Consider the following 19,577-nt stretch of genomic DNA (forward strand, 5'->3'; position numbering starts at 1 on the left):
CAAACTGGAGTTGAAGAATGACCGTTGATGTTTCGCCTCTTTATGCGCCCTTGCAGGTGAACGGGCTGACCCTGCCCAATCGTCTGGTCATGGCGCCGATGACCCGCGCCAAAAGCCCCGGTGGCATCCCGACCGATGAGGTCGCAGCCTATTATCGGCGGCGCGCGGAAGGCGGAACAGGTCTTCTGATCAGCGAGGGGACGGTCATCGATCGCCCCCTTTCGCGTAACAATGCCGACCTTCCCAGCATTCACGGTGATGGGCTGGCGGGCTGGCGCAAAGTGCTGGCAGAAGTGCATGACGCAGGCGGGCGGATGTGGAGCCAGTTGTGGCATGTCGGCGCCCTGCCGGACCCACGCGCGCCCGACTGGCCGAACAATTTCGAGGGGCCTTCCGGCCTCACCGCGCCAGACCAGCCGCTCGGCCACGCGATGACCGAGTCCGACATCGCCGATACGATCGCCTCTTTCGCGCGCGCCGCCGCGGATGCAAAGGCCGTCGGCTTCGACGGCATCGAGCTGCATGCCGCGCATGGCTATCTGATCGACCAGTTCTTCTGGGCCGGCACCAACCGCCGGGACGATCGTTGGGGTGGCCCCACGCTGGCCGAACGCGCGCGCTTTGCCGTGGAGATCGTCCAGGCCGTCCGCTCGGCTATTCCTGCAGATATGCCGCTCGGCATGCGCGTCTCTCAGTACAAGATCCAGGATTATGACACGCTGCTGGTCTCCAGCCCGTTCGAGGTCACGGACTGGCTCGGGCCGCTCGCGGATGCAGGCGTCGATATCTTCCATTGCTCCCAGCGCAATTTTACCGCGCCAGCGTTTCCCGGCAGCGATCTCAATCTGGCGGGATGGGCCAAAAAGGCGACAGGCAAGCCCAGCATCACGGTCGGGTCGATCGGGCTGGAAGAGAGTTTCTACGGGGACACTGCCGAGGCCGGCGTGGCGACTTTGCGGGAACTGGTCGAGCGCCTCGAGCGCGATGAGTTCGACCTTGTGGCCATCGGCCGGGCGATCCTGAGCGAACCGCAAATCTCAGAAAAAGTCCGCGAGGGACGGTTCGGCGAGATTACCCCGTTCACCCGCGAGGCCATTCTTCAGCTGCGTTAAGTCAGCACGCCGGGAGCGATCCGCCAAACCGTGGGCGGATCGCTTCGGGTGAGCCATTGCAAGGGGCTACTCGACGCCACTGATCGTCGCGGTCAACGCCCGAAGTTCGTTGATGAGACGCTCAAGCCTTTCCGCTCCAAAGCGCTCGGCATATTCCGCCATCACCCGCCTGACATCATAGGTCAGCGTCTTGACAAGTTCATGCCCGTCGGGCGTGAGAGCCACCAGAACGCGGCGCCGATTGTCCGTCTCGCGCGCCACAAGATTGCGCGCCTCAAGCTCCTTCAGGATGCGAGTGACGCTGGGCTTGTGCAGCTGACCAATTTCAGCGACCCGGCTTGCATCCGTGGGGCCGTGATCGTTAATGACCCGCATGACCCGACATTGCGGCTCGGTAATGTCATGCTCCCGCATCTTCGGCCGCATCGGCAGTATCACGGCTTCCTTGGCGCTCAACAGAACTGCTGAAAGCGTCTGCTCGTACTTCGGCAATTTAGGAGGCTTGCTCACATATTATCCCGGAATTGATGAAGTTGGATGGAATCATCGAGGGCGGCAAATATATCGTAACGTTCCAGCCAATGATAATGAGAACAATAGTACATGACCGGGGTGGCCGCCAGACCTCAAGGCCCGAGCATCAAACATCGTCGGCTGCTGAGCTGATGTCGAGAACCGCGCTGCTGAGCTAATGTTTGATATGCTGCATGACCGCGACCATGAGGAATGGCCCGACGCCCTTGGCATGACCAGACTCCGATTTAGGCGCATCGTTCGGCGGGAAGCCGGCATGAATTTCACGCAGCGTCGCCAACAGGCGCCTTTCCGTTCCGCCTTCCAAGCTGGCGGCGGGCGAGCCTATCACGTCCGTGGCGCTGGATCTGGGCGGTGACGCGCGCGCAATTTCTCTACGAGGTTAAAGCGCGTTCTAGGCGTGCCAGTCATCCCCTTGTCCAGAACAAGGCGTATGAACGCCGGTGCGTAGTTTCCACATGTGGCGCTCTCCCGCCGACCCCATACCCTGTTCAGTCGACTCGTGGGACCCTAGGATAGTGATATGAGTGGTACCAAATCCGGTCTTCAAATCCTTCTTTTCGAAACCGATACGCATTTCGCCGAGTGGCTGTCGCGTCAGGGAGCCGATGCCAAGGGTGCGTGGCTTCGGTTTGCGAAGCGGAAGTCGAGCCTTGTCACCTTAACCAAGGCAGAAGCGATCGACACCGCCATCTGCCACGGTTGGATCGACGGACAACTGGATAAGTATGACGAGCACAGTTGGCTGATCCGTTTCACGCCGCGCAAGCCTCGGAGCAAATGGTCTCAGGCAAATCGAACACGTGCACTTAGCCTCATCGCGGACGGCCTCATGGCTGCGCGCGGGATAGAAGAAGTAGAAGCGGCGAGAGCCGACGGACGATGGGATGCCGCCTATGCCTCTGCCAGCAAGGCTGAGGTGCCGCCCGACCTGCAAGACGCTCTCAACGCGAACACGAAGGCTGCTGCCTTTTTCGCGACGCTCGCGGGCGCGAACCGCTACGCCATCCTCTATAGAATCAGCACGGCTAAGCGGGCACAAACGCGTATGCGCAAAATCGCAGAATTCATCGCCATGCTGGAACGTGGTGAGACAATTTATGGATAGCTTGCCGGCTGCACACGGCAAGCTTTGGTGGGCAGAAATCGGACCGCAAAGGTCGGCTGTTGAACCGACCTCATGTAAAATACAGCACGCCGCTATGAACCGGGTGTCACGCTCGCCGCGCCAGGCGCCCTATATCAGTAACGCTTGCCTCGCTTTTCGAGAATGGCCTTGGTCGTAGTGTGGGTATTGCGCGGTGTCGGCGCAGGCATTTGCTGGATGCGCCGCACGTTGAGGCCGTGGCCCATCGCGCTCGTCACCAACTCTCCGTCACGCATCACGAAGCGTCCGCGCACCAATGTATGGATCGGGGCACCCTTGGTCTCGTAACCCTGGAAGGGCGTCGAGGAGCCCTTGGACTTGAGCAACGCGGAGTCGACCTTGACCGCCTTCTCCATGTCGACGACGACGATGTCCGCATCGGAGCCCGGCAGCAAGGCGCCTTTGCGCGGATAGAGGCCGAATGCCTTTGCTGGCGCCAGCGAGGTCATGCGGACATATTGCGTCAGCGTCATCCGACCATTGGCGATCTGGGTGAGCATCAGCGGCATCTGTGTCTGCACACCGGTAAAGCCGCAGTCGGCCCTCCAGATGTCATCATTATGCTTTTCTGCATGGCTGTGCGGCGCATGGTCGGTGGCGATCATGTCGATCGTGCCGTCCGCAACGCCCTGCCAGAGCTGCTCTTGATGGACCTTCTCGCGCACCGGCGGATTGACGCGGATGAGCGACTTCTTCTCGGTATAAGCGCGCTCGTCGAGCAGCAGATAATGGGGGCAGGTCTCGGCCGTGATGTCGACACCGCGGGCTTTCGCCTCGCGCAGCGGACGCAGTTCGTCGCCGGATGAGACGTGCAGGATGTGGATGCGCGCTCCGGTCCATTCCGCGAGAATGGCCGCTCGCGAGACCGCTTCCACCGCGACGACGGGCGGGCGGGCGTCGAGATGCGCCAGCGGGTCGCAGCAATCCTGCTCGCGCAGCTTCTTCGAGCGACGCGCCATGATCGAGGCATTCTCGGCGTGCAGCGCCACGCGATAGCCGTGCTTTGCGACGATCTCAAACCCTTCGAGGATCGCACCGCTCGGCGGGGATGGGAGGTTGCCGAAGGTGTTGCCCATGAAGCATTTGAAGCCGGCGACGCCGCCCTCGATCAGCGCCTCGAGCTGATCGAGATTATCCTCGCCGAGCAGGCCGTAGATGCCGAAGTCGACATAGGCCTTCTTGGCCGATTCCAGCTTCATGTTGAGTGCTTCCACCGTGCCCGTCGGCGGATTGGTGTTGGGCATCTCGAACACGGTCGTGACGCCGCCCATCGCAGCACTGGCCGTACCGGTCTCCCAGGTTTCCTTGTGCGTGTAGCCGGGATCGCGGAAATGCACATGCGCGTCGATGGCGCCGGGGAGAATGTGCTTGCCGGTCGCGTCGACCACCTCGGCGGCCTCGGGCATCGCCTCCTGCGCTCCGATGGCCAGGATGAGGCCGTCCTTGATCGCGATCGAGGCGGGGAACATGGCGCTGTCGGTGACGATTGTGGCGCCGTTGATGACGATATCGGCTTTCATGGCGGGTTCCATGGTTATGAGAGGATCAGAGAGCGGCCCAGCCACCATCGACGGGCAGGTCGATGCCGGTGATCTGGCGCGAAACGTCGGAGGCGAGGAACAGGCAGGCATTGGCCACGTCCTGCGCGCTGCTGATGCGGCGCAGCGCATATTCGGCAGCGTGCTCGGCGATGATTTCCTCTTCGCTGCGCCCGGCTGCCTCGGCCATACCCGGCATCACCTTGGTGCGGAAGCGCGGACCATCAACCATGCCGGGCGCGACGATATTCACGTTGATATTGTAAGGCCCAGCCTCGATCGCCGTCGACTTGGTGATGCCGCGCAAACCCCATTTGGAGGCGGAATAGGCCATGCGGCCGGCGCGTCCATGCATGCCGAAGGTGCCGCCGACATTCACGATCTTGCCATAACGCCGCGCGATCATGCCGGGCAGGACGGCCTTCATCATCAAAAAGCAGCCGCCCATGTTGAGCTTGATGATTTCATCGAAACCTTCCGGCGTGGTCTCCCAGGCGGTGTCGCCGACCGGCCCTGTGCCGCCAGCGACGTTGACCAGCACATCGACACGACCATGCGCCGTCTCGGCCTGGCTTACCGCGGCCTCGCAGTCGGAGGCGCTGGTGACGTCACAGCGGATGACGGTGACGGAGGCCTTCGGGCCGATCTCTTCCTTCAGGGTCTCCAGCGCGGTCATATCACGGCCAAGGATGACGATCTTGGCGCCTTCACTAGAAAAGGCCTGTGAAATTGCAGGACCCATACCTTTCCCGGCGCCTGTAATCATCACAACTTTACTATCGAGATCGAGATTCATTGCCCGCCCGTGACGTTATTGTTCGAAAATAGACCAGAATAAAAATTGATATTGACTTCTGATATTCGATTCGACTTTAAAGAGGTGCGTTTCGACCGAAGCCGACTTCAAAGACGATATTCGATACATCGGTGCATAAGGGATGTGCCGGTGACCAAGTGGTGCTAAACCAGGGGCATGGTGTAGCCGAAAATCGAACGGAGTCGCTGATGGCGCTACGCAACCAGAGGATCTGGCAGTATATCGATGAGGTCGCGCGCGTGGGTTCGGTCCGTCAGGCGGCCGAGCGGTTGAACGTGACGCCCTCCGCCCTGCTCCGCCGCATTCAGGACGTCGAGCATGACCTGAACGCCGTTATTTTCGAGCGACACACCTCTGGCGTCCGCCTCACTGCCGCCGGCGAAGTGCTGATCAGCTGGATACGGATGCAGACCTCCGAATTGCGGCGCGTCTACTCGCAGATCGAGGAGCTGGAAGGTTTGCAGCGGGGCGAGGTGCGCATTGCCTGCAGCCAGGCAGTCGCCCGCAGCTTCGTCCTGCGTCACATCGTCAGCTTTCGCGAAAAGCATCCCAATGTGAAGTTCAAGCTCTCTGTGACCGATCACAGCACGGCGGTGCGCGCGTTGATCGATTATGAAATGGATATCGTGCTGATCTTCCGTCCGCTTCGCTCGTCGGAGCTTCACCCGATCATGTCGATCGGTCAGGGCTTGGTGGCCGTCATGGCGGCGGACCATCCGCTCGCCCAGCATGAGGTGCTGCGTCTACGGCAATGCGCAGAATATGACGTCGCCATGCCGGACATGGCCTTTGGCGGGCGCGAAATCGTCGAGAACCGGCTGCTCTCAAGCTCGGCCAAGCTCAATGTAGCGGTGGAAGCCAACAGCTTCGACTTTCTGGGCGAACTGGTTGCCGGCGGCGATCTCATCACCTTTCAAATCGACATTGGTGCCGATGTCTGGCGCCATGATCCCCGGTTCGCGGTGCGCCGGATCAGCGACATCGACCGGACCTACGGGCCGCTGGTGCTGGGGCAGCTCAAGGGCCGCCCGTTGCCATTGGTCGCTGCGAAGTTTGCCGAGCAGATGGCGCGCGATCTCCATGAATGCCGTTCCCTGCCGACCCTGCCGGGGGCGGCGGAATGGTCCATGGATGAGGACGATGACGATGCCGCCCACGGGTTCACGCTCGACGCCTGACCGGCATGGCCGACCAGGCCGTTACTAGAGGGCCTGGCCGTAGATCGCCTTCGCGCTCTCGCGGGAAATCATGCCTTCATCCAGGTCGGCACGGACGCTGTCCGGCCTGCGCTGGGCTGGGTCGCCCAGGCCCGCGCCGCCGGGGATCTGCAGAACCAGCCGCTCGCCGGCGGGTATCGCCTGCAGGCCTTTGGCGCGCATCATTTTGCCGCCGGAGGTCGACACCGTGCCCGCCGCGCCGTCATGCCCGCCATCGCGGCCCCTGGCCGGGCGGTCAACCCGTTCGAACATCGCCAGCACCTCAAAGCTGCTGCCATCGCGCATCCCGACTTCCACGGTCTGCCCCAGGCCGCCCCGCAACGCGCCGGCCCCGCCGCTATCGGTGCGCAATTCCTTGCGCCAGATGACGATGGGCGCACCGCTCTCGGTCACCTCGACCGGCATGGCGCGTACACCGCTGGGGAAGGCAGTGCCAGAGAGGCCATCCTGCCCGGGTCGCGCGCCAGAGCCGCCGGAATTGAAGAAGATCGCATCAAATGGATCGCCCTGTCGGCCATTGCCTTCCGCCGGCAGCCGACCTCGCAATTGCACGGACCACAAACAGGACGAGCCCTCGGCCGGCACCCGGTCGGGGATGGCCTGCGAGAGGCAACCGAACACCACATCCGGCAGCATCTGCCCGATGACATGCCGCGCCGCGACCGGCCAGGGGCGCTGGACATTGAGGATGGAGCCTTCCGGTGCGGTGACCTCAAACGGCTCCAGCGCGCCGAAATTGTTCGGCACTTCCGGCGAGATCACGCAGCGCAGGCCGAACACGGTGTAAGCACGGCAATAATTCAGCACGACGTTGATGCCACGCGGCAGGCAGCCGTCCGTGCCCTCATAATCCATCGAGAGGGTGTCGCCATCGATGGTGAGCGTCCCGACGATGGTCACCGGCGCATCATAGCCATCGATCACCAGCGTGCTGGACCACTGGCCATCCGGCAGCTTGGCGATTTCCGCGCGCGTCGCCGCCAGCGAGCGCTCGATGATGTAGTCCGCGACCTGTGAAAGATCCGCCATGCCGAATTCCCCGAGCATGGCGCTCAGGCGACGGGCGGCAGCCTCGTTGCTAGTGATGTAGGAGAGCACGTCGCCCTTCACCTGCAGCGGCATCCGCACATTCTGGCAGAGAATGTCGATGAGATCCTGGTTGATACGCCCCGCGTCGGCCAGCTTCATCAACGGAATCTGCAAGCCTTCCTCGTAGATCGAGCGGCCATCCGGCCCCTGCCCAAGGCCGCCGATATCGACCTGATGGCAGCACACGCCGAACAGGCCAACGACCCGCCCCTCATGGAAAGCCGGGGAGACCACGGTGACGTCGTGGAGATGTCCCGCCGTCAGCCAGGGATCGTTGGTGATGAAATGGTCGCCCTGCTTCATCGTCGCGACCGGGAATTTGGCAAGGAAGTGCCGCACGCCTTCGGCCATGGAGTTCACATGCCCTGGCGTGCCCGTGACCGCTTCTGCCACCAGTCGTCCGTCCAGATCGAACAGCGCGGCGGAAAGATCGCCGGCATCGCGCACCGTGGTCGAGAAGGCTGTGCGCATCAGCGTCTGGGCCTGCTCTTCGACAATGGAGATCAGCCGCGTCCAGATCACCTGCATCCGCAGTTCGGTCAGCGCATCGCTCATCGGGCGTCTCCTGTCTCGCGGCGCGTCAGCACCAGATAGCCGCGCTCGTCCATTTGCCCGTCGAAACGGGGCGAGACCACGGTGGTCGTCTCACGCTCGGCGACCAGCGCCGGGCCGGAGAACCGCTCGCCGGGCTGCATCGTCTCTCGGGCGTAGAGCGCGAAATCCATCGCCTGACCGCTGGTGGGATCGACCACGCGCCGGCTGCCGACCGGCGTGGCAGTGCGGGTTGCGACCGCCGTGCCGGATGCTTCCGCGCGGAAGCCGCTCGCGCTCACATTGACGCGCCAGGTCAGCATTTCGATGGGAAGGTCGAGCACCATGCCGCCATATTGCGCGCGATAAGCCTGCTCGAAGCCAGCTTGGAGGACGGCGATGTCCGCCTCGCCGAGCCGGCGGGCCGGAATCTCGAACGGGATCTCATAGCCCTGCCCCTGATAGCGGGCGAAGCAGACGCGGCGTTCGCTCTGGTCCGCTCCGGTCGCGCCGGCGCTGACGAGGCCGCGCGCTTCGGCGGCCATTTCGTCCAGCAGAGCATTGAGGCGGGTCAGATCGGCCTGATCGAGCCGCATGGTGAGGCTGCGGGCAATCTCATAGGAAACCGGCGCGCGCAGGAAGCCGACCGCCGATCCGACGCCGGCGCCCGACGGGATGATCACGCGCCCGATGCCGAGCTTTTCGGCAAAGCTCACCGCATGGAGCGGCGCAGCGCCGCCGAAGGCGATCAGCGTGCGCTCGTCCAGCGTCATGCCCTGCTCGACGGCGTGGACACGCGCTGCGCTCGCCATTGTCTCATCGACAATCTCGCTGACGCCGACTGCCAGCGTCTCCGCCTTGCCATCCCACAGGCCGAGGCCGGCCAGCGCGGCGTTCGATTTTTCGGGGTGCAGCGTTACCTTGCCGCCGGCAAAGCGGCTGGGGTCGATGCGGCCGAGCGTGATATCCGCGTCGGTCACGGTCGGGCGCTCGCCGCCACGTCCATAAGCGGCCGGGCCGGGCTCCGATCCCGCGCTATGCGGCCCTACCGTCAGGCGCCCGGCGCTATCCACCGCGGCAATTGATCCACCGCCGGCACCGATCTCGACCATTTCCACTACGGGGATGCGCAACGGCAAGCCGCTTCCCTTGCGGAAGCGGTGGGCGCGTCCGACCTCGAACACCTGCGATGTCTGCGGCGCACCATCGTTGATGAGGCAGATCTTGGCGGTCGTGCCGCCCACGTCGAGTGCCAGCACGCGGTCCTCACCGCATTCGCTGGCCACGGACGCGGCGAAGATTGCGCCGCCCGCCGGGCCGCTCTCCACCAGCCGCACGGGAAACCGCGCGGCGATGTCCACGGTGGTCAGGCCGCCGGAAGACAGCATCAGGTAGAGCGGGCAGGCAAAGCCCATCTCCGTCAAACGCGTTTGCAGCCGGCGCAGATAGGCATCGACCAGCGGCTGCACATAGGCATTGGCCGTGGTGGTGGAGAAGCGCTCATATTCGCGCATCTCCGGCGAGACCTCGCTGGAGAGCGAGAGAGCCACACCCGGCATTTCATCGCGCAGAATTTCCGCCGCGCGCAGCTCGTGCGCCGGGTTCACATAGCTGTGCAGGAACGCGACGGCGACGCTTTCCACACCCTCGGCGCGGAATTGGGCAGCGGCGGCGCGCACGGCCTCTTCATCGAGCGGCAGCAGCACGTTGCCAAGCGCATCCATCCGCTCCGCCACGCCGAGCCGCCACTTGCGCGGCACCAGCGGATCGGGCTTCTCCATGCCGATATCATATTGGTCGAAGCGGCTTTCAGTGCCCAGCGCCAGCACGTCGCGGAACCCGTCGGTGGTCAACAGCGCAAGTTTGACACCGCGTCGTTCGATCAGGGCGTTGGTCGCCAGCGTCGTTCCGTGAACGACCAGCGAGACGTCCGCCGGCCCGATGCCGGCCTCATCCAGCAGCAGGCTCACCCCGTCGAGGAGAGCGCGCTCGGGCGCGTCATAGGTGGTCAGCAGCTTGGTCGAATGGCGACGATCGCCAACCTCCAGAACGACATCGGTGAAGGTTCCGCCGATATCGGCACCGATCTTCGCGCCGATTCCCGCAGCGGCCGGGGAGGCAGCCTCAGTTGTAGACGTCATGGGGGTTCTTGGAGAGCTGGCTGTAGAAACGGGCGAGGTGATCGGCAACGCGCACCGGCTGGTAGCTGGGGCCGTCTGCGCCAACGAGTTCCGGCAGCGGCGCTACCGTCACATTGCGGTCGGGATTGGCGAAATAGGGCACAGAAAAGCGCTCCACATCCGTGCGATTGCGCACGCGGTGATAGTTGGAGATGAAGCGGCCGTTCGACCACCACATCATCATGTCGCCCACATTGATCGTGAACGCGCCACGCAGCGGCGGCGCCTGAATCCATGCGCCGTCGCGCCGCTTGACCTCAAGGCCGCCGACCTCGCCCTGCGCCAGGATCGTGAACGGCCCTTCGTCGGTGTGCGAAATCATGTTTGACACGTCGCTGTCCGCCGCGTTCGGCAACACCGGATAATAGTTCATGCTCAACTGCGAGGGTGGATGCTTGAACCAGCCATCGAACCGATGCTCGTCCAGCCCCAGACCGATCGCAAAGGCACGCAGCAACTCGCGGCCAAGGGTCACCATGGCATCGAGATAGGTCTCACCAGCCGCCTGGAACTCCGGCATGTCAGCGGGCCAGCGATTGATTTGATCGAAGATGCGCGCATGCTCCATGTCTTCCGGATCGGCGGGCCACTCATGCTGCATCCGATATTGCTCGAACATGCGGGTGTTGCGGGAGAGCGGCTGTTGCGGGGGCATGGGTATGTAACCGCGATACCAGTCCGGTGTGGCGAATGCCTCAGCCCGCTCCGCCATGGGCTTTGCGAAGAAATCCGCAGCAGCTTTGAATACGGCGTCGATCACCGCCTGCGGGACACCATGGCCAGTCAGATAGAAGAAGCCGATATTCTCGCAGGCAAAGGCGATTTCTTCGGCGACAGCCTTGCGACCGGCCGGGTCGCCGGACAGGAAAGGCGCGAAATCCACGATGGGAATCTCGTCCAGCGACACGGCAGCTGCTGCTGCAATATCGTCCTCGCTTCTTTCGCTACGGCTCATATCTGAACACTCCAATGGCTGTCCGTGACTCGTTTAGGACAACGCGGATGGGGCTAGCGGTGCTTTTTAGGTACGGGCCTGTCGCCGAATGATCAACTTCCCGCGCAGCCGATTTGCGGTAGGCATGTAAAAGAAGTCCCCCTGCGGATGATGCCACGAATGACTAACATGAAGAATGCCCCCGATCTGACCGGAAAGACCGCTCTGGTGACCGGCGGCACGCGTGGCCTCGGCCTTGGCCTGGCACGGGCGCTGGGGCGGCAAGGTGCAAAGCTGGTTCTGGTCGGTCGCGATCCTGACACCGGAGCGAAGGCCGTCGCCGCGCTCGCCGCGGAAGGCATCGATGCACAGGCCGTTGCGGCAGATGTCTCCGACGGAGCCGGTTTGCGCGATGCCGTCGCACCACTTGGCGCCATAGATCTTCTGGTCTGCGTGGCCGGTGTGGGCGTGCCGCGCCGTCCCGTGTGGGAGGCGACACCGGAAGACTATCGCGCTTGCTTCGATATCAATGTGCTGGGCGTGATGAATGCCATGGCTGCCGTGATGCCCAGCATGGTGGAACGAGGCGAGGGCCGCGTGGTCACCATTGGCGGGACCTATGGCCATAAGGGCAACGCCGGCTTTGCCATATATTCGGCGTCCAAATGGGCTCTGCGCGGCCTCGTCAAATCCGCCGCGCTCGATGCCGCGCCTTATGGCGTGCGGGTCAACCTCATCTCTCCGGGCGGCGTGGAGGGCGAGCGCCTGTCGCGCATGTTCCGTGAATCCGCGCAGCGCAATGGCGAGCCGGAGGACGCGCCGCTCAAGCGCTTCCTCGCCACCACGGTGCTGGGCCGTCTCGTCACCGAGGAAGATGTCGCAGCGGCGCTCTTCCATCTTGTCGGGCCGGCAGGCAACATGATCACCGGGCAGGACATCGTCGTGGATGCCGGCACCGTCATCTAAAGGGGAAAGCAAGAGCATGGCCGATCTCAAGGGCTTCCATCGCGATACGCAGGCACTGCACGCCGGGCGCAATCCGGAAGCCAATTTTGGCGTCGTCAATCCGCCGGTCTACCACTGCTCCACGGTCCTGTTCGAGTCCGTGGATGCGCTGCTGGAAACGCGGCGGGACCGGGCTTCGGGCGCGTTCGAGGGCTTCACCTATGGACGCGAGGGCACCGCGACCACACGCGCGTTCGAGGATGCGATCACCCTGCTGGAAGGTGGCTATCGCGGCATCACGACGAGTTGCGGCCTCGGCGCGATCTGTGCTTCGCTCACGGCCTTCCTCTCCGCTGGAGATCATCTGCTGATCGTGGACAGCCTCTACGGCCCGGCGCGCGATTTCTGCGAAAGCTTTCTGCGCAAGTTCGGGGTCGAGGTGACCTACTACCGTCCGGACGTCGGCGCCGGCATTGTCGATCTCTTCCAGCCGAACACTCGCGTCGTCTATATGGAAAGCCCCGGCTCGCTCACCTTCGAGATGACGGATGTGCCCGCCATTACCAGAGAATGCCGTGCGCGCGGCATCTGGACGATCTTCGACAATACCTGGGGATCGCCGATCAATTTCCGGCCGCTCGAACATGGCGTGGACGTGTCGATCAACGCCGCGACCAAATATATTTCCGGCCATTCCGATCTGATGCTCGGCATCGCCGTGACGACCGAAGCGGCCTTCATTCCGGTCAAGAAAACGGCCTCTGCCTCGGGCTATTGCGGCGGGCCGGACGATATCTACATGGCCATGCGCGGTCTGCGCACCCTGCCACTGCGGATGAAGCAGCATCACGCCTCCGGTCTTGCCATCGCGCAATGGCTGCAGGCTCGGCCGGAGGTTCACCGGGTGATGCATCCCGCGCTCCCGGATGATCCCGGTCATGCGATCTGGAAACGCGACTATGACGGCGCTTCAGGCCTGTTCGGCTTCGTCCTGGAAGCATGCAGCGAGGCACAGTTCGCGGCTTTCATGGACCATATGGATCTCTTCAAGCTCGGCTATTCCTGGGGCGGCTATGAGAGCCTCGTGGTGCCGACCTATCCCAACACGCTGCGCTCGGCGACCGAGTGGTCCGCGCCTGGCCCGGCTGTGCGCATCCATGTCGGTCTCGAGGCGGTCGAGGATCTCATCGCCGATCTTGAGCGCGGCTTCGCCCGGCTTCATGCCGCAGCCTGATTTTGATGGAACACCCCATGACCCTGATCGACATTACCGCCGGCCCGTTCAGCTTCGTCGCCAAGCTGGAAGAAGAACTGGCGCCCGTAACCGCCGCGCGCTTCAAGGCAATGCTGCCTTATGACGAAAAGCTGATTCACGTCCGCTGGAGCGGTGAGGGCGTATGGATTCCGCTTGGCGATGCCACATACGATCTGCCCTGGGAGAACCCGACGCGCTATCCGGCGCCGGGCCAGTTCATCTTCTACCCCGGCGGCTACAGCGAATGCGAGATCCTGCTCGCTTATGGTGGCGTGGCCTTTGCCAGCAAGCTGGGGCCGCTGGCGGGCATCCATTTCCTCACGATCATCGAAGGACTGGAGCATCTGCCCGAACTCGGCCGCACCGTCTTGTGGGAAGGCGCCCAATCCGTCAGCTTCCGGGTGAGGGGCTGATCGCATGGCGCCGCGCATCGAAAAGCTCCTGATCGACGGCCAGTGGACGGAAGCGAGCGGCGGCGAGACGTTCGAGACGATCAACCCCGCCGACGGCAGCCTGCTGGCTCATATCGCGCGCGCTACGGCGCAGGATGTCGACCGCGCTGTCGCTGCTGCGCGCGCGGCGTTCGAGCAGGGGCCATGGTCGCGCTTCTCTCCCGCCGACCGACAGGCGTTATTGATGCGCCTCGCCGACCTGCTTGAGCGCGACGCCGAGCATTTCGCGCGGCTCGACACGCTGGAAATGGGCTCCCCCATCCGCCACACGCGCGGATCGGTGGCGATGCTCGTCGATCTGCTGCGCTATTTCGCCGGCATTGCCCGTTCGATCGAAGGTACGACCAACGCCCCTTCCGATCCCGGCTTGTTCGCCTGTACCGTCAAGGAGCCGGTCGGGGTTTGCGGCGCGATCATCCCCTGGAACGGCCCACTCTGGGCTTCCGTGCTCAAGCTTGGTCCAGTGCTCGCGAGTGGCTGCACGCTGGTTCTCAAGCCGGCCGAAGATGCCAGCCTCGCACCGCTGCGCCTTGCTGAGCTCGCGCTGGAAGCCGGCGTTCCGGATGGCGTGTTCAATGTGGTCACGGGCTTCGGCACGGAGGCCGGCGCCGCCCTCGCCACCCATCCGGGCGTCGACAAGATCGCCTTTACCGGCTCGGTCGAAACCGGCCAGCAGATCATTCGCGCCTCGGCTGGCAACCTCAAGCGCCTGTCGCTGGAGCTGGGGGGCAAGTCGCCCAACATCGTCTTTGCCGATGCCAATCTCGAAGCCGCAGCGCGGGCCGCAGTCGGTGCCGCCTTTGCCAATTCCGGCCAGGTGTGCAGCGCCGGCACAAGGCTGTTCGTCGAGCGCCCGGTGCATCGCGCGTTCGCCGCCGAGGTCGCGCGCATCGCGGCCGACCTCAAGATCGGCGATGGCCTCGATCCGCAGACCGATCTCGGCCCGCTCGTGTCGGCGCGGCAGCTAAGCCGGGTTTCTGCGCATATGGAGGATGCGCTGGCCGAGGGCGCGCAGGCCCTGTCCGGCGGCGCGCGACTCTCCGGCGCGGATTATGATCAGGGCTTTTTCTTCCCACCCACGGTGCTGGTCGATGCGCATGACGAGATGCGCGCGGTGCGGGAGGAGATTTTCGGCCCCATCCTTGCCACGCTCCCCTTCGACAGCGAGGATGAGGTCATCGCCCGCGCCAATGCCACGCAATTCGGCCTTGGCGCGGGTGTGTGGACGAGCAGCGTCGGGCGCGCGCATCGCCTGTCGCGCGCGCTCAAAGCCGGCTCGGTGTGGGTGAACTGCTATAACCGCATCGATCCTGCCGTGCCCTCCGGGGGCGTCAAGGCGAGCGGACAGGGCCGGGAATATGGCCGCCAGCATGTCGAGGAGCATTTCCAGCTCAAGTCCGTCTGGATCGATACGGCGGTCTGACGGTGCTGCAGGCCGTCCCCTCCTACCTTCGTAGCCATGGGACGCTTTCGCTGCGCTTCGAGCAACGCGCCGGCAAGACGGTGTTGCGCCGCCGGCAGGAGGGCGGCTGCCTGCGTGTGCGCGTGCCGCGCGGCCCGGCAGTCGAGGCGGTGGTCATTAACACATCCGGCGGCCTGTGCGGCGGAGACAGCATCGACCAGCGCGTGGCGTGGGCCGAGGATACCGCATCGCTGCTGACCACGCAGGCCGCCGAGAAGGTCTATGGCAGCACCGGCCCCGCCTGCACCGTTGCCACGCGCCTTCATGTCGGTCCCCGCGCCAGCGCAGAGTGGCTGCCGCAGGAAACCATCCTGTTCGATGGCGCCCGGCTGGAGCGCATGACCGACATCGCATTGGAGGCCGACGCTGCTTTGCTCTGGTGCGAATCCGTCGTGTTCGGCCGCCTCGCACGCGGCGAGCAGTGCTCGACGGGCCAGCTGCTCGATCGCGTTCGGGTCCGCCGCGGCGGCGCGCTGATCTATGCCGATGCTCTGGCCCTTGGCAAGGCGCCGGCTGCCCAGCTCAGTCGCCCGGCGTTGGGCAATGGCGCCCTTGCCAGCGCGGTGCTGCTGGCCATTGGCGGTGATGCGCTCACCCGCCTCGATGCGGTACGGGCCGCGCTGGAGGATCATCCCGATGTGCTGGCCGGCGCAAGCCTGTGGAACGGCATCCTTGCCGTCCGACTGCTCGCTCGGGATCCGCCGGCGCTGCGTCGCTGTCTGGCGGCATCGCTCAAATTGCTGCGGGGCCGGCCCGATCTGCCCGGTCTGTGGAGGTGCTGAGATGCAATTGACACCCAGAGAGAAGGACAAGCTGCTGCTCTCCGTCGCTGCCATGGTGGCGCGGCGGCGGCTGGAGCGCGGGGTGAAGCTCAATTATCCCGAGGCCATCGCCCTGATCAGCGACTTCGTGCTGGAAGGCGCGCGGGACGGCCGCAGCGTCGCCGATCTCATGGAGGCCGGCGCGCACGTTCTCACCCGTGAGCAGGTGATGCCGGGCATCGCCGAGATGATCCCTGATGTGCAGATCGAAGCGACTTTTCCCGACGGCACGAAACTGGTGACAGTCCATGACCCGATCCGCTGACGCCCCGGCCCACCCCCGCGCGCCGGCCGAGATGATTCCCGGCGAACTTCTCCCCGCCGATGGCGAATTGGAGCTGAATGCCGGTCGTCCCATGCTGCGGCTAACCGTCGCCAACACCGGCGACCGGCCGGTGCAGGTCGGCAGCCATTATCATTTTGCCGAGACCAATCCGGCGCTCGATTTCGACCGTGCTGCCGCGCGCGGGCACCGGCTGGATATTCCCTCCGGCACGGCGGTGCGCTTCGAGCCCGGGCAGAGCCGGGAGGTCGATCTGGTGCCGGTGGCCGGCGCGCGCACGGTCATCGGCTTTCGGCAGGACGTGATGGGAGCACTGGACTGATGGCATATCGCATGACCCGCGCGGCCTATGCCGACATGTATGGCCCCACCACCGGCGACCGCCTGCGCCTCGCCGATACCGATCTTGTCATCCGCATCGAACACGACCTCACCGCCTATGGCGAGGAGGTAAAGTTCGGCGGCGGCAAGGTTATCCGCGATGGCATGGGCCAGAGCCAGGTCACCCGCGCTTCCGGGGCAGCCGATACCGTCATCACCAATGCCGTGGTGCTGGACTGGACCGGCATCTACAAGGCGGACATTGCGCTGCGCGATGGGCGCATCGCCGCCATAGGCAAGGCCGGCAATCCGGACATCCAGCCGGGCGTCGATATCGTCATCGGCCCTGGCACGGAGATCATTGCAGGTGAGGGCAAGATCCTCACCGCTGGCGGCGTCGATGCCCATATTCACTTCATCTGCCCGCAGCAGGTGGAGGAGGCTATCGCCAGCGGCGTCACCACCATGATCGGCGGCGGCACCGGCCCGGCGACCGGCACCAACGCCACCACTTGCACCCCCGGCCCCTGGCATATCGAGCGGATGCTGATGGCCGCCGAGGGCTTGCCGGTGAACCTCGGCTTTGCCGGCAAGGGCAATGCCAGCCAGCCCGATGGCCTCATTGAGCAGATCCGCGCCGGCGCCTGCGCACTGAAGCTGCATGAGGACTGGGGCACCACGCCTGCGGCCATCGACTGCTGCCTGAGCGTCGCAGATGCGATGGACATTCAGGTGATGATTCACACCGACACGCTTAACGAGAGCGGATTCGTGGAGGATACGATCGCCGCCTTCGCCGGGCGCACGATCCACGCCTTCCACACCGAGGGTGCAGGCGGCGGCCACGCCCCGGACATCATCCGCCTCGCCGGGCTGGCGCATGTGATCCCGTCGTCAACGAACCCGACCATGCCCTTCACCGTCAACACCATCGACGAGCATCTCGACATGCTGATGGTGTGCCATCATCTCGATCCGTCGATCCCGGAGGATCTCGCCTTTGCCGAGAGCCGGATTCGCAAGGAGACGATTGCGGCCGAGGACATCCTGCACGACCTCGGCGCGCTTTCGATCATCTCGTCGGACAGTCAGGCAATGGGCCGCGTGGGCGAGGTCATCACCCGCACCTGGCAGACCGCGCACAAGATGAAACGCCAGCGCGGTCCGCTTACCGGCGACGATGCGCAGGCGGACAACGCACGGGCGAAGCGCTATGTCGCCAAATACACCATCAACCCTGCGCTGGCGCAGGGCCTCGCGCATGAGGTCGGCTCGGTCGAGGTCGGCAAGCTGGCCGATCTGGTGCTGTGGCATCCGGCGTTCTTCGGCGCCAAGCCAGAGTTGGTCATCAAGGGCGGCATGATCGTCCATGCGATGATGGGCGATGCCAATGCGTCGATCCCGACGCCGCAGCCGGTTCATGCCCGGCCGATGTTCGGCAGCTACGGCCGCGCCATGGCCGCAAGCTGCATCACCTTCGTGAGCGCCGCCTCACTGGACACCGATCCTGCGGCACGCCTCGGTCTCTCGCGGACGTTGAGCGCGGTGCGCGCCACCCGCAGCATCGGCAAGCGCGATATGAAACTCAACGATGCCCTGCCGCATATCGAGGTCAATCCCGAGACCTATGAGGTACGGGCGGATGGCGAATTGCTGGCCTGCGAGCCTGCGTACGAGTTGCCCCTCGCCCAACGCTACTTCCTCTATTGAAAGGGCCGGAACGCAATATGCTCCGTATCACCGCCATCCAGCCCGGCCACAGCCATGACGCCACCGACACGGTGCTGCTCGATCATGACCAGCGCCGCCGCCGCCGCATCGTCTATCGTACGCAGGCTGGCCGCGCGATCCTGCTCGATCAGCCCAATGTCGTCCATCTGCGCCATGGCGATGGGCTGCTGCTGGACGATGGCACGCTTGTCGCCGTCAAGGCACTGCCCGAGCGACTCACCGCCATCACCGCCCCGGACCTCCCCGCGCTGGTGCGCATCGCCTGGCATCTGGGCAACCGCCATCTGCCGACCCAACTCGATGGCGAACGGCTGCTGATCCGCGAGGATCATGTCATCGCCCATATGGTCGAGGGGCTGGGTGGCACGTGCCAGGCGGTCGAAGCCGCGTTCGATCCCGAAGGTGGCGCCTATGAGGGTGCGCCCGGCCATGCTCACGCCCACGATCACGGTCGCGATCATCACAGTCACGGGGATCACCACCACGACCATCACCATCATCACCGCCATGGATGACGGCGCGCTCTTCGATTTGCTGAGCTGGATGTCGCCCGCCTGGCCCATCGGCGCCTTCGCACATTCCGGCGGCATCGAGTGGGCTGTGGAGGCCGGGCATGTCACCAGCCGCGACGAGACGGTGGCGTGGATCGGCGACTTACTGGAGCACGGCCCGCTGTTCAACGAGGCGGTGTTTTTCCTCCACGCCCTTCGCGCCGCGCTGGCGGGTGATGTCGCACGGCTGACCGAAGTGGCCGAACTGGCGGTTGCCGCCCAGAGCGGCTTCGAGCGTCATCTGGAAACCACGGCGCAAGGTGCGGCCTTTCGCCGCATCGCGCTTCAGTCGACGCAGCCTTCCGCCTTTGCAGCGCTGATCGCCCATGTGCCGGATGGCGCGCTCGCCTATCCTGTAGCGGCGGGCTGCCTCTTCGGCTGCCAGGGCATATCGGAGCGGCATGGTCTTGTGGCCTATCTCCATGGCTGCGCCGCCAATCTCGTTTCCGCCGCCCAGCGGCTCGTGCCGCTCGGTCAGACCGATGGCCAGCAGGCTTTGCTGGCCTTGCGCGGACCGATCCGCGCAATGGCCGCAGAGGTGATCGCTCTGCCCGACGGCGATCCCTTCCTCGCCCTGCGCGGCTGCACGCTCGTCGCCGAGATCGGCTGCATGGCGCATGAAACCCAATATACGAGGCTGTTCAGGACATGACGACA

19 protein-coding genes are annotated in these 19,577 nt (G+C 64.4%); 13 read left to right on the forward strand and 6 right to left on the reverse strand.

Going from position 1 to position 19,577, the window contains the following annotated elements; all coding sequences use genetic code 11:
- The first annotated feature begins 17 nt into the window (after nt 1-17).
- Nucleotides 18-1,112, forward strand: a complete 1,095-nt coding sequence (locus M2337_RS01535; protein ID WP_264571419.1) for an NADH:flavin oxidoreductase — start codon at nt 18-20, stop codon at nt 1,110-1,112.
- A 66-nt stretch (nt 1,113-1,178) separates the two neighbouring features.
- On the opposite strand, the gene M2337_RS01540 is transcribed toward M2337_RS01535, so the two are convergent.
- The gene (locus tag M2337_RS01540; protein WP_264571420.1) at nt 1,179-1,622 is read right to left on the reverse strand and encodes a MarR family winged helix-turn-helix transcriptional regulator; all 444 of its coding nucleotides are present in this window, start codon (nt 1,620-1,622) and stop codon (nt 1,179-1,181) included.
- Nucleotides 1,623-2,169: 547 nt separating this feature from the next.
- Here M2337_RS01540 and M2337_RS01545 point away from each other — a divergent pair.
- A complete protein-coding gene (locus M2337_RS01545) occupies nt 2,170-2,754 on the forward strand; it encodes a YdeI/OmpD-associated family protein (protein WP_264571421.1) in 585 nt (194 codons plus the stop codon).
- Nucleotides 2,755-2,888: 134 nt separating this feature from the next.
- Here M2337_RS01545 and allB read toward each other — a convergent pair whose 3' ends face one another.
- Both allB and M2337_RS01555 read right to left on the reverse strand, forming a co-directional pair.
- Nucleotides 2,889-4,313: an allantoinase AllB gene (gene allB / locus M2337_RS01550; RefSeq protein ID WP_264571422.1), complete on the reverse strand. Its 1,425-nt coding sequence runs from the start codon at nt 4,311-4,313 to the stop codon at nt 2,889-2,891.
- A gap of 25 nt (nt 4,314-4,338) precedes the next feature.
- The gene (locus tag M2337_RS01555) at nt 4,339-5,127 is read right to left on the reverse strand and encodes an SDR family NAD(P)-dependent oxidoreductase (protein ID WP_264571423.1); all 789 of its coding nucleotides are present in this window, start codon (nt 5,125-5,127) and stop codon (nt 4,339-4,341) included.
- 209 nt (nt 5,128-5,336) lie between these two features.
- On the opposite strand from M2337_RS01555, the gene M2337_RS01560 reads away from it, so the two are divergent.
- Complete coding sequence (locus tag M2337_RS01560; protein ID WP_181560790.1) at nt 5,337-6,326, forward strand: LysR family transcriptional regulator; 990 nt, start codon at nt 5,337-5,339, stop codon at nt 6,324-6,326.
- Between the two features lie 24 nt (nt 6,327-6,350).
- On the opposite strand, the gene M2337_RS01565 is transcribed toward M2337_RS01560, so the two are convergent.
- The 3 genes from M2337_RS01565 to M2337_RS01575 are packed head-to-tail and all read right to left on the reverse strand — an operon-like array spanning nt 6,351 to nt 11,120.
- Nucleotides 6,351-8,009 (reverse strand): hydantoinase B/oxoprolinase family protein, encoded by a 1,659-nt coding sequence (locus M2337_RS01565; RefSeq protein WP_264571424.1) that lies wholly within the window; start codon nt 8,007-8,009, stop codon nt 6,351-6,353.
- A complete protein-coding gene (locus tag M2337_RS01570) occupies nt 8,006-10,126 on the reverse strand; it encodes a hydantoinase/oxoprolinase family protein (RefSeq protein ID WP_264571425.1) in 2,121 nt (706 codons plus the stop codon). The genes M2337_RS01565 and M2337_RS01570 overlap by 4 nt, the downstream gene beginning before the upstream one ends.
- Complete coding sequence (locus M2337_RS01575) at nt 10,110-11,120, reverse strand: isopenicillin N synthase family dioxygenase (RefSeq protein ID WP_264571426.1); 1,011 nt, start codon at nt 11,118-11,120, stop codon at nt 10,110-10,112. The genes M2337_RS01570 and M2337_RS01575 overlap by 17 nt, the downstream gene beginning before the upstream one ends.
- A gap of 159 nt (nt 11,121-11,279) precedes the next feature.
- On the opposite strand from M2337_RS01575, the gene M2337_RS01580 reads away from it, so the two are divergent.
- Genes M2337_RS01580 through M2337_RS01625 form a run of 10 tightly spaced genes read left to right on the forward strand, consistent with a single transcriptional unit; the run spans nt 11,280 to nt 19,572 of the window.
- Nucleotides 11,280-12,065, forward strand: coding sequence for an SDR family NAD(P)-dependent oxidoreductase (locus M2337_RS01580; RefSeq protein WP_264571427.1), 786 nt, complete (start codon nt 11,280-11,282; stop codon nt 12,063-12,065).
- A gap of 16 nt (nt 12,066-12,081) precedes the next feature.
- Complete coding sequence (gene metC / locus M2337_RS01585; RefSeq protein WP_264571428.1) at nt 12,082-13,278, forward strand: cystathionine beta-lyase; 1,197 nt, start codon at nt 12,082-12,084, stop codon at nt 13,276-13,278.
- 17 nt (nt 13,279-13,295) lie between these two features.
- Entirely contained in the window at nt 13,296-13,712 is a 417-nt protein-coding gene (locus M2337_RS01590; RefSeq protein WP_181560796.1) for a DUF3830 family protein, read from the forward strand.
- A gap of 4 nt (nt 13,713-13,716) precedes the next feature.
- Complete coding sequence (locus M2337_RS01595) at nt 13,717-15,174, forward strand: aldehyde dehydrogenase family protein (protein WP_264571429.1); 1,458 nt, start codon at nt 13,717-13,719, stop codon at nt 15,172-15,174.
- 2 nt (nt 15,175-15,176) lie between these two features.
- Complete coding sequence (locus tag M2337_RS01600; protein ID WP_264571430.1) at nt 15,177-15,995, forward strand: urease accessory protein UreD; 819 nt, start codon at nt 15,177-15,179, stop codon at nt 15,993-15,995.
- Between the two features lies 1 nt (nt 15,996).
- Nucleotides 15,997-16,299 carry an urease subunit gamma gene (locus tag M2337_RS01605; RefSeq protein ID WP_181560798.1) on the forward strand — a complete coding sequence of 101 codons (303 nt, stop codon included), beginning with the start codon at nt 15,997-15,999 and terminating at the stop codon, nt 16,297-16,299.
- Between the two features lie 31 nt (nt 16,300-16,330).
- Complete coding sequence (locus M2337_RS01610; protein WP_264572312.1) at nt 16,331-16,639, forward strand: urease subunit beta; 309 nt, start codon at nt 16,331-16,333, stop codon at nt 16,637-16,639.
- A complete protein-coding gene (ureC, locus tag M2337_RS01615; RefSeq protein WP_264571431.1) occupies nt 16,639-18,348 on the forward strand; it encodes an urease subunit alpha in 1,710 nt (569 codons plus the stop codon). The genes M2337_RS01610 and ureC overlap by 1 nt, the downstream gene beginning before the upstream one ends.
- Nucleotides 18,349-18,365: 17 nt before the next feature.
- The gene (locus tag M2337_RS01620) at nt 18,366-18,884 is read left to right on the forward strand and encodes an urease accessory protein UreE (RefSeq protein WP_264571432.1); all 519 of its coding nucleotides are present in this window, start codon (nt 18,366-18,368) and stop codon (nt 18,882-18,884) included.
- Nucleotides 18,799-19,572 carry an urease accessory protein UreF gene (locus M2337_RS01625; protein ID WP_264571433.1) on the forward strand — a complete coding sequence of 258 codons (774 nt, stop codon included), beginning with the start codon at nt 18,799-18,801 and terminating at the stop codon, nt 19,570-19,572. The genes M2337_RS01620 and M2337_RS01625 overlap by 86 nt, the downstream gene beginning before the upstream one ends.
- Nucleotides 19,573-19,577: the final 5 nt, after the last annotated feature.

Origin of the sequence: Sphingobium sp. B2D3A (assembly GCF_025961795.1) — a bacterium.
GTDB lineage: Bacteria > Pseudomonadota > Alphaproteobacteria > Sphingomonadales > Sphingomonadaceae > Sphingobium.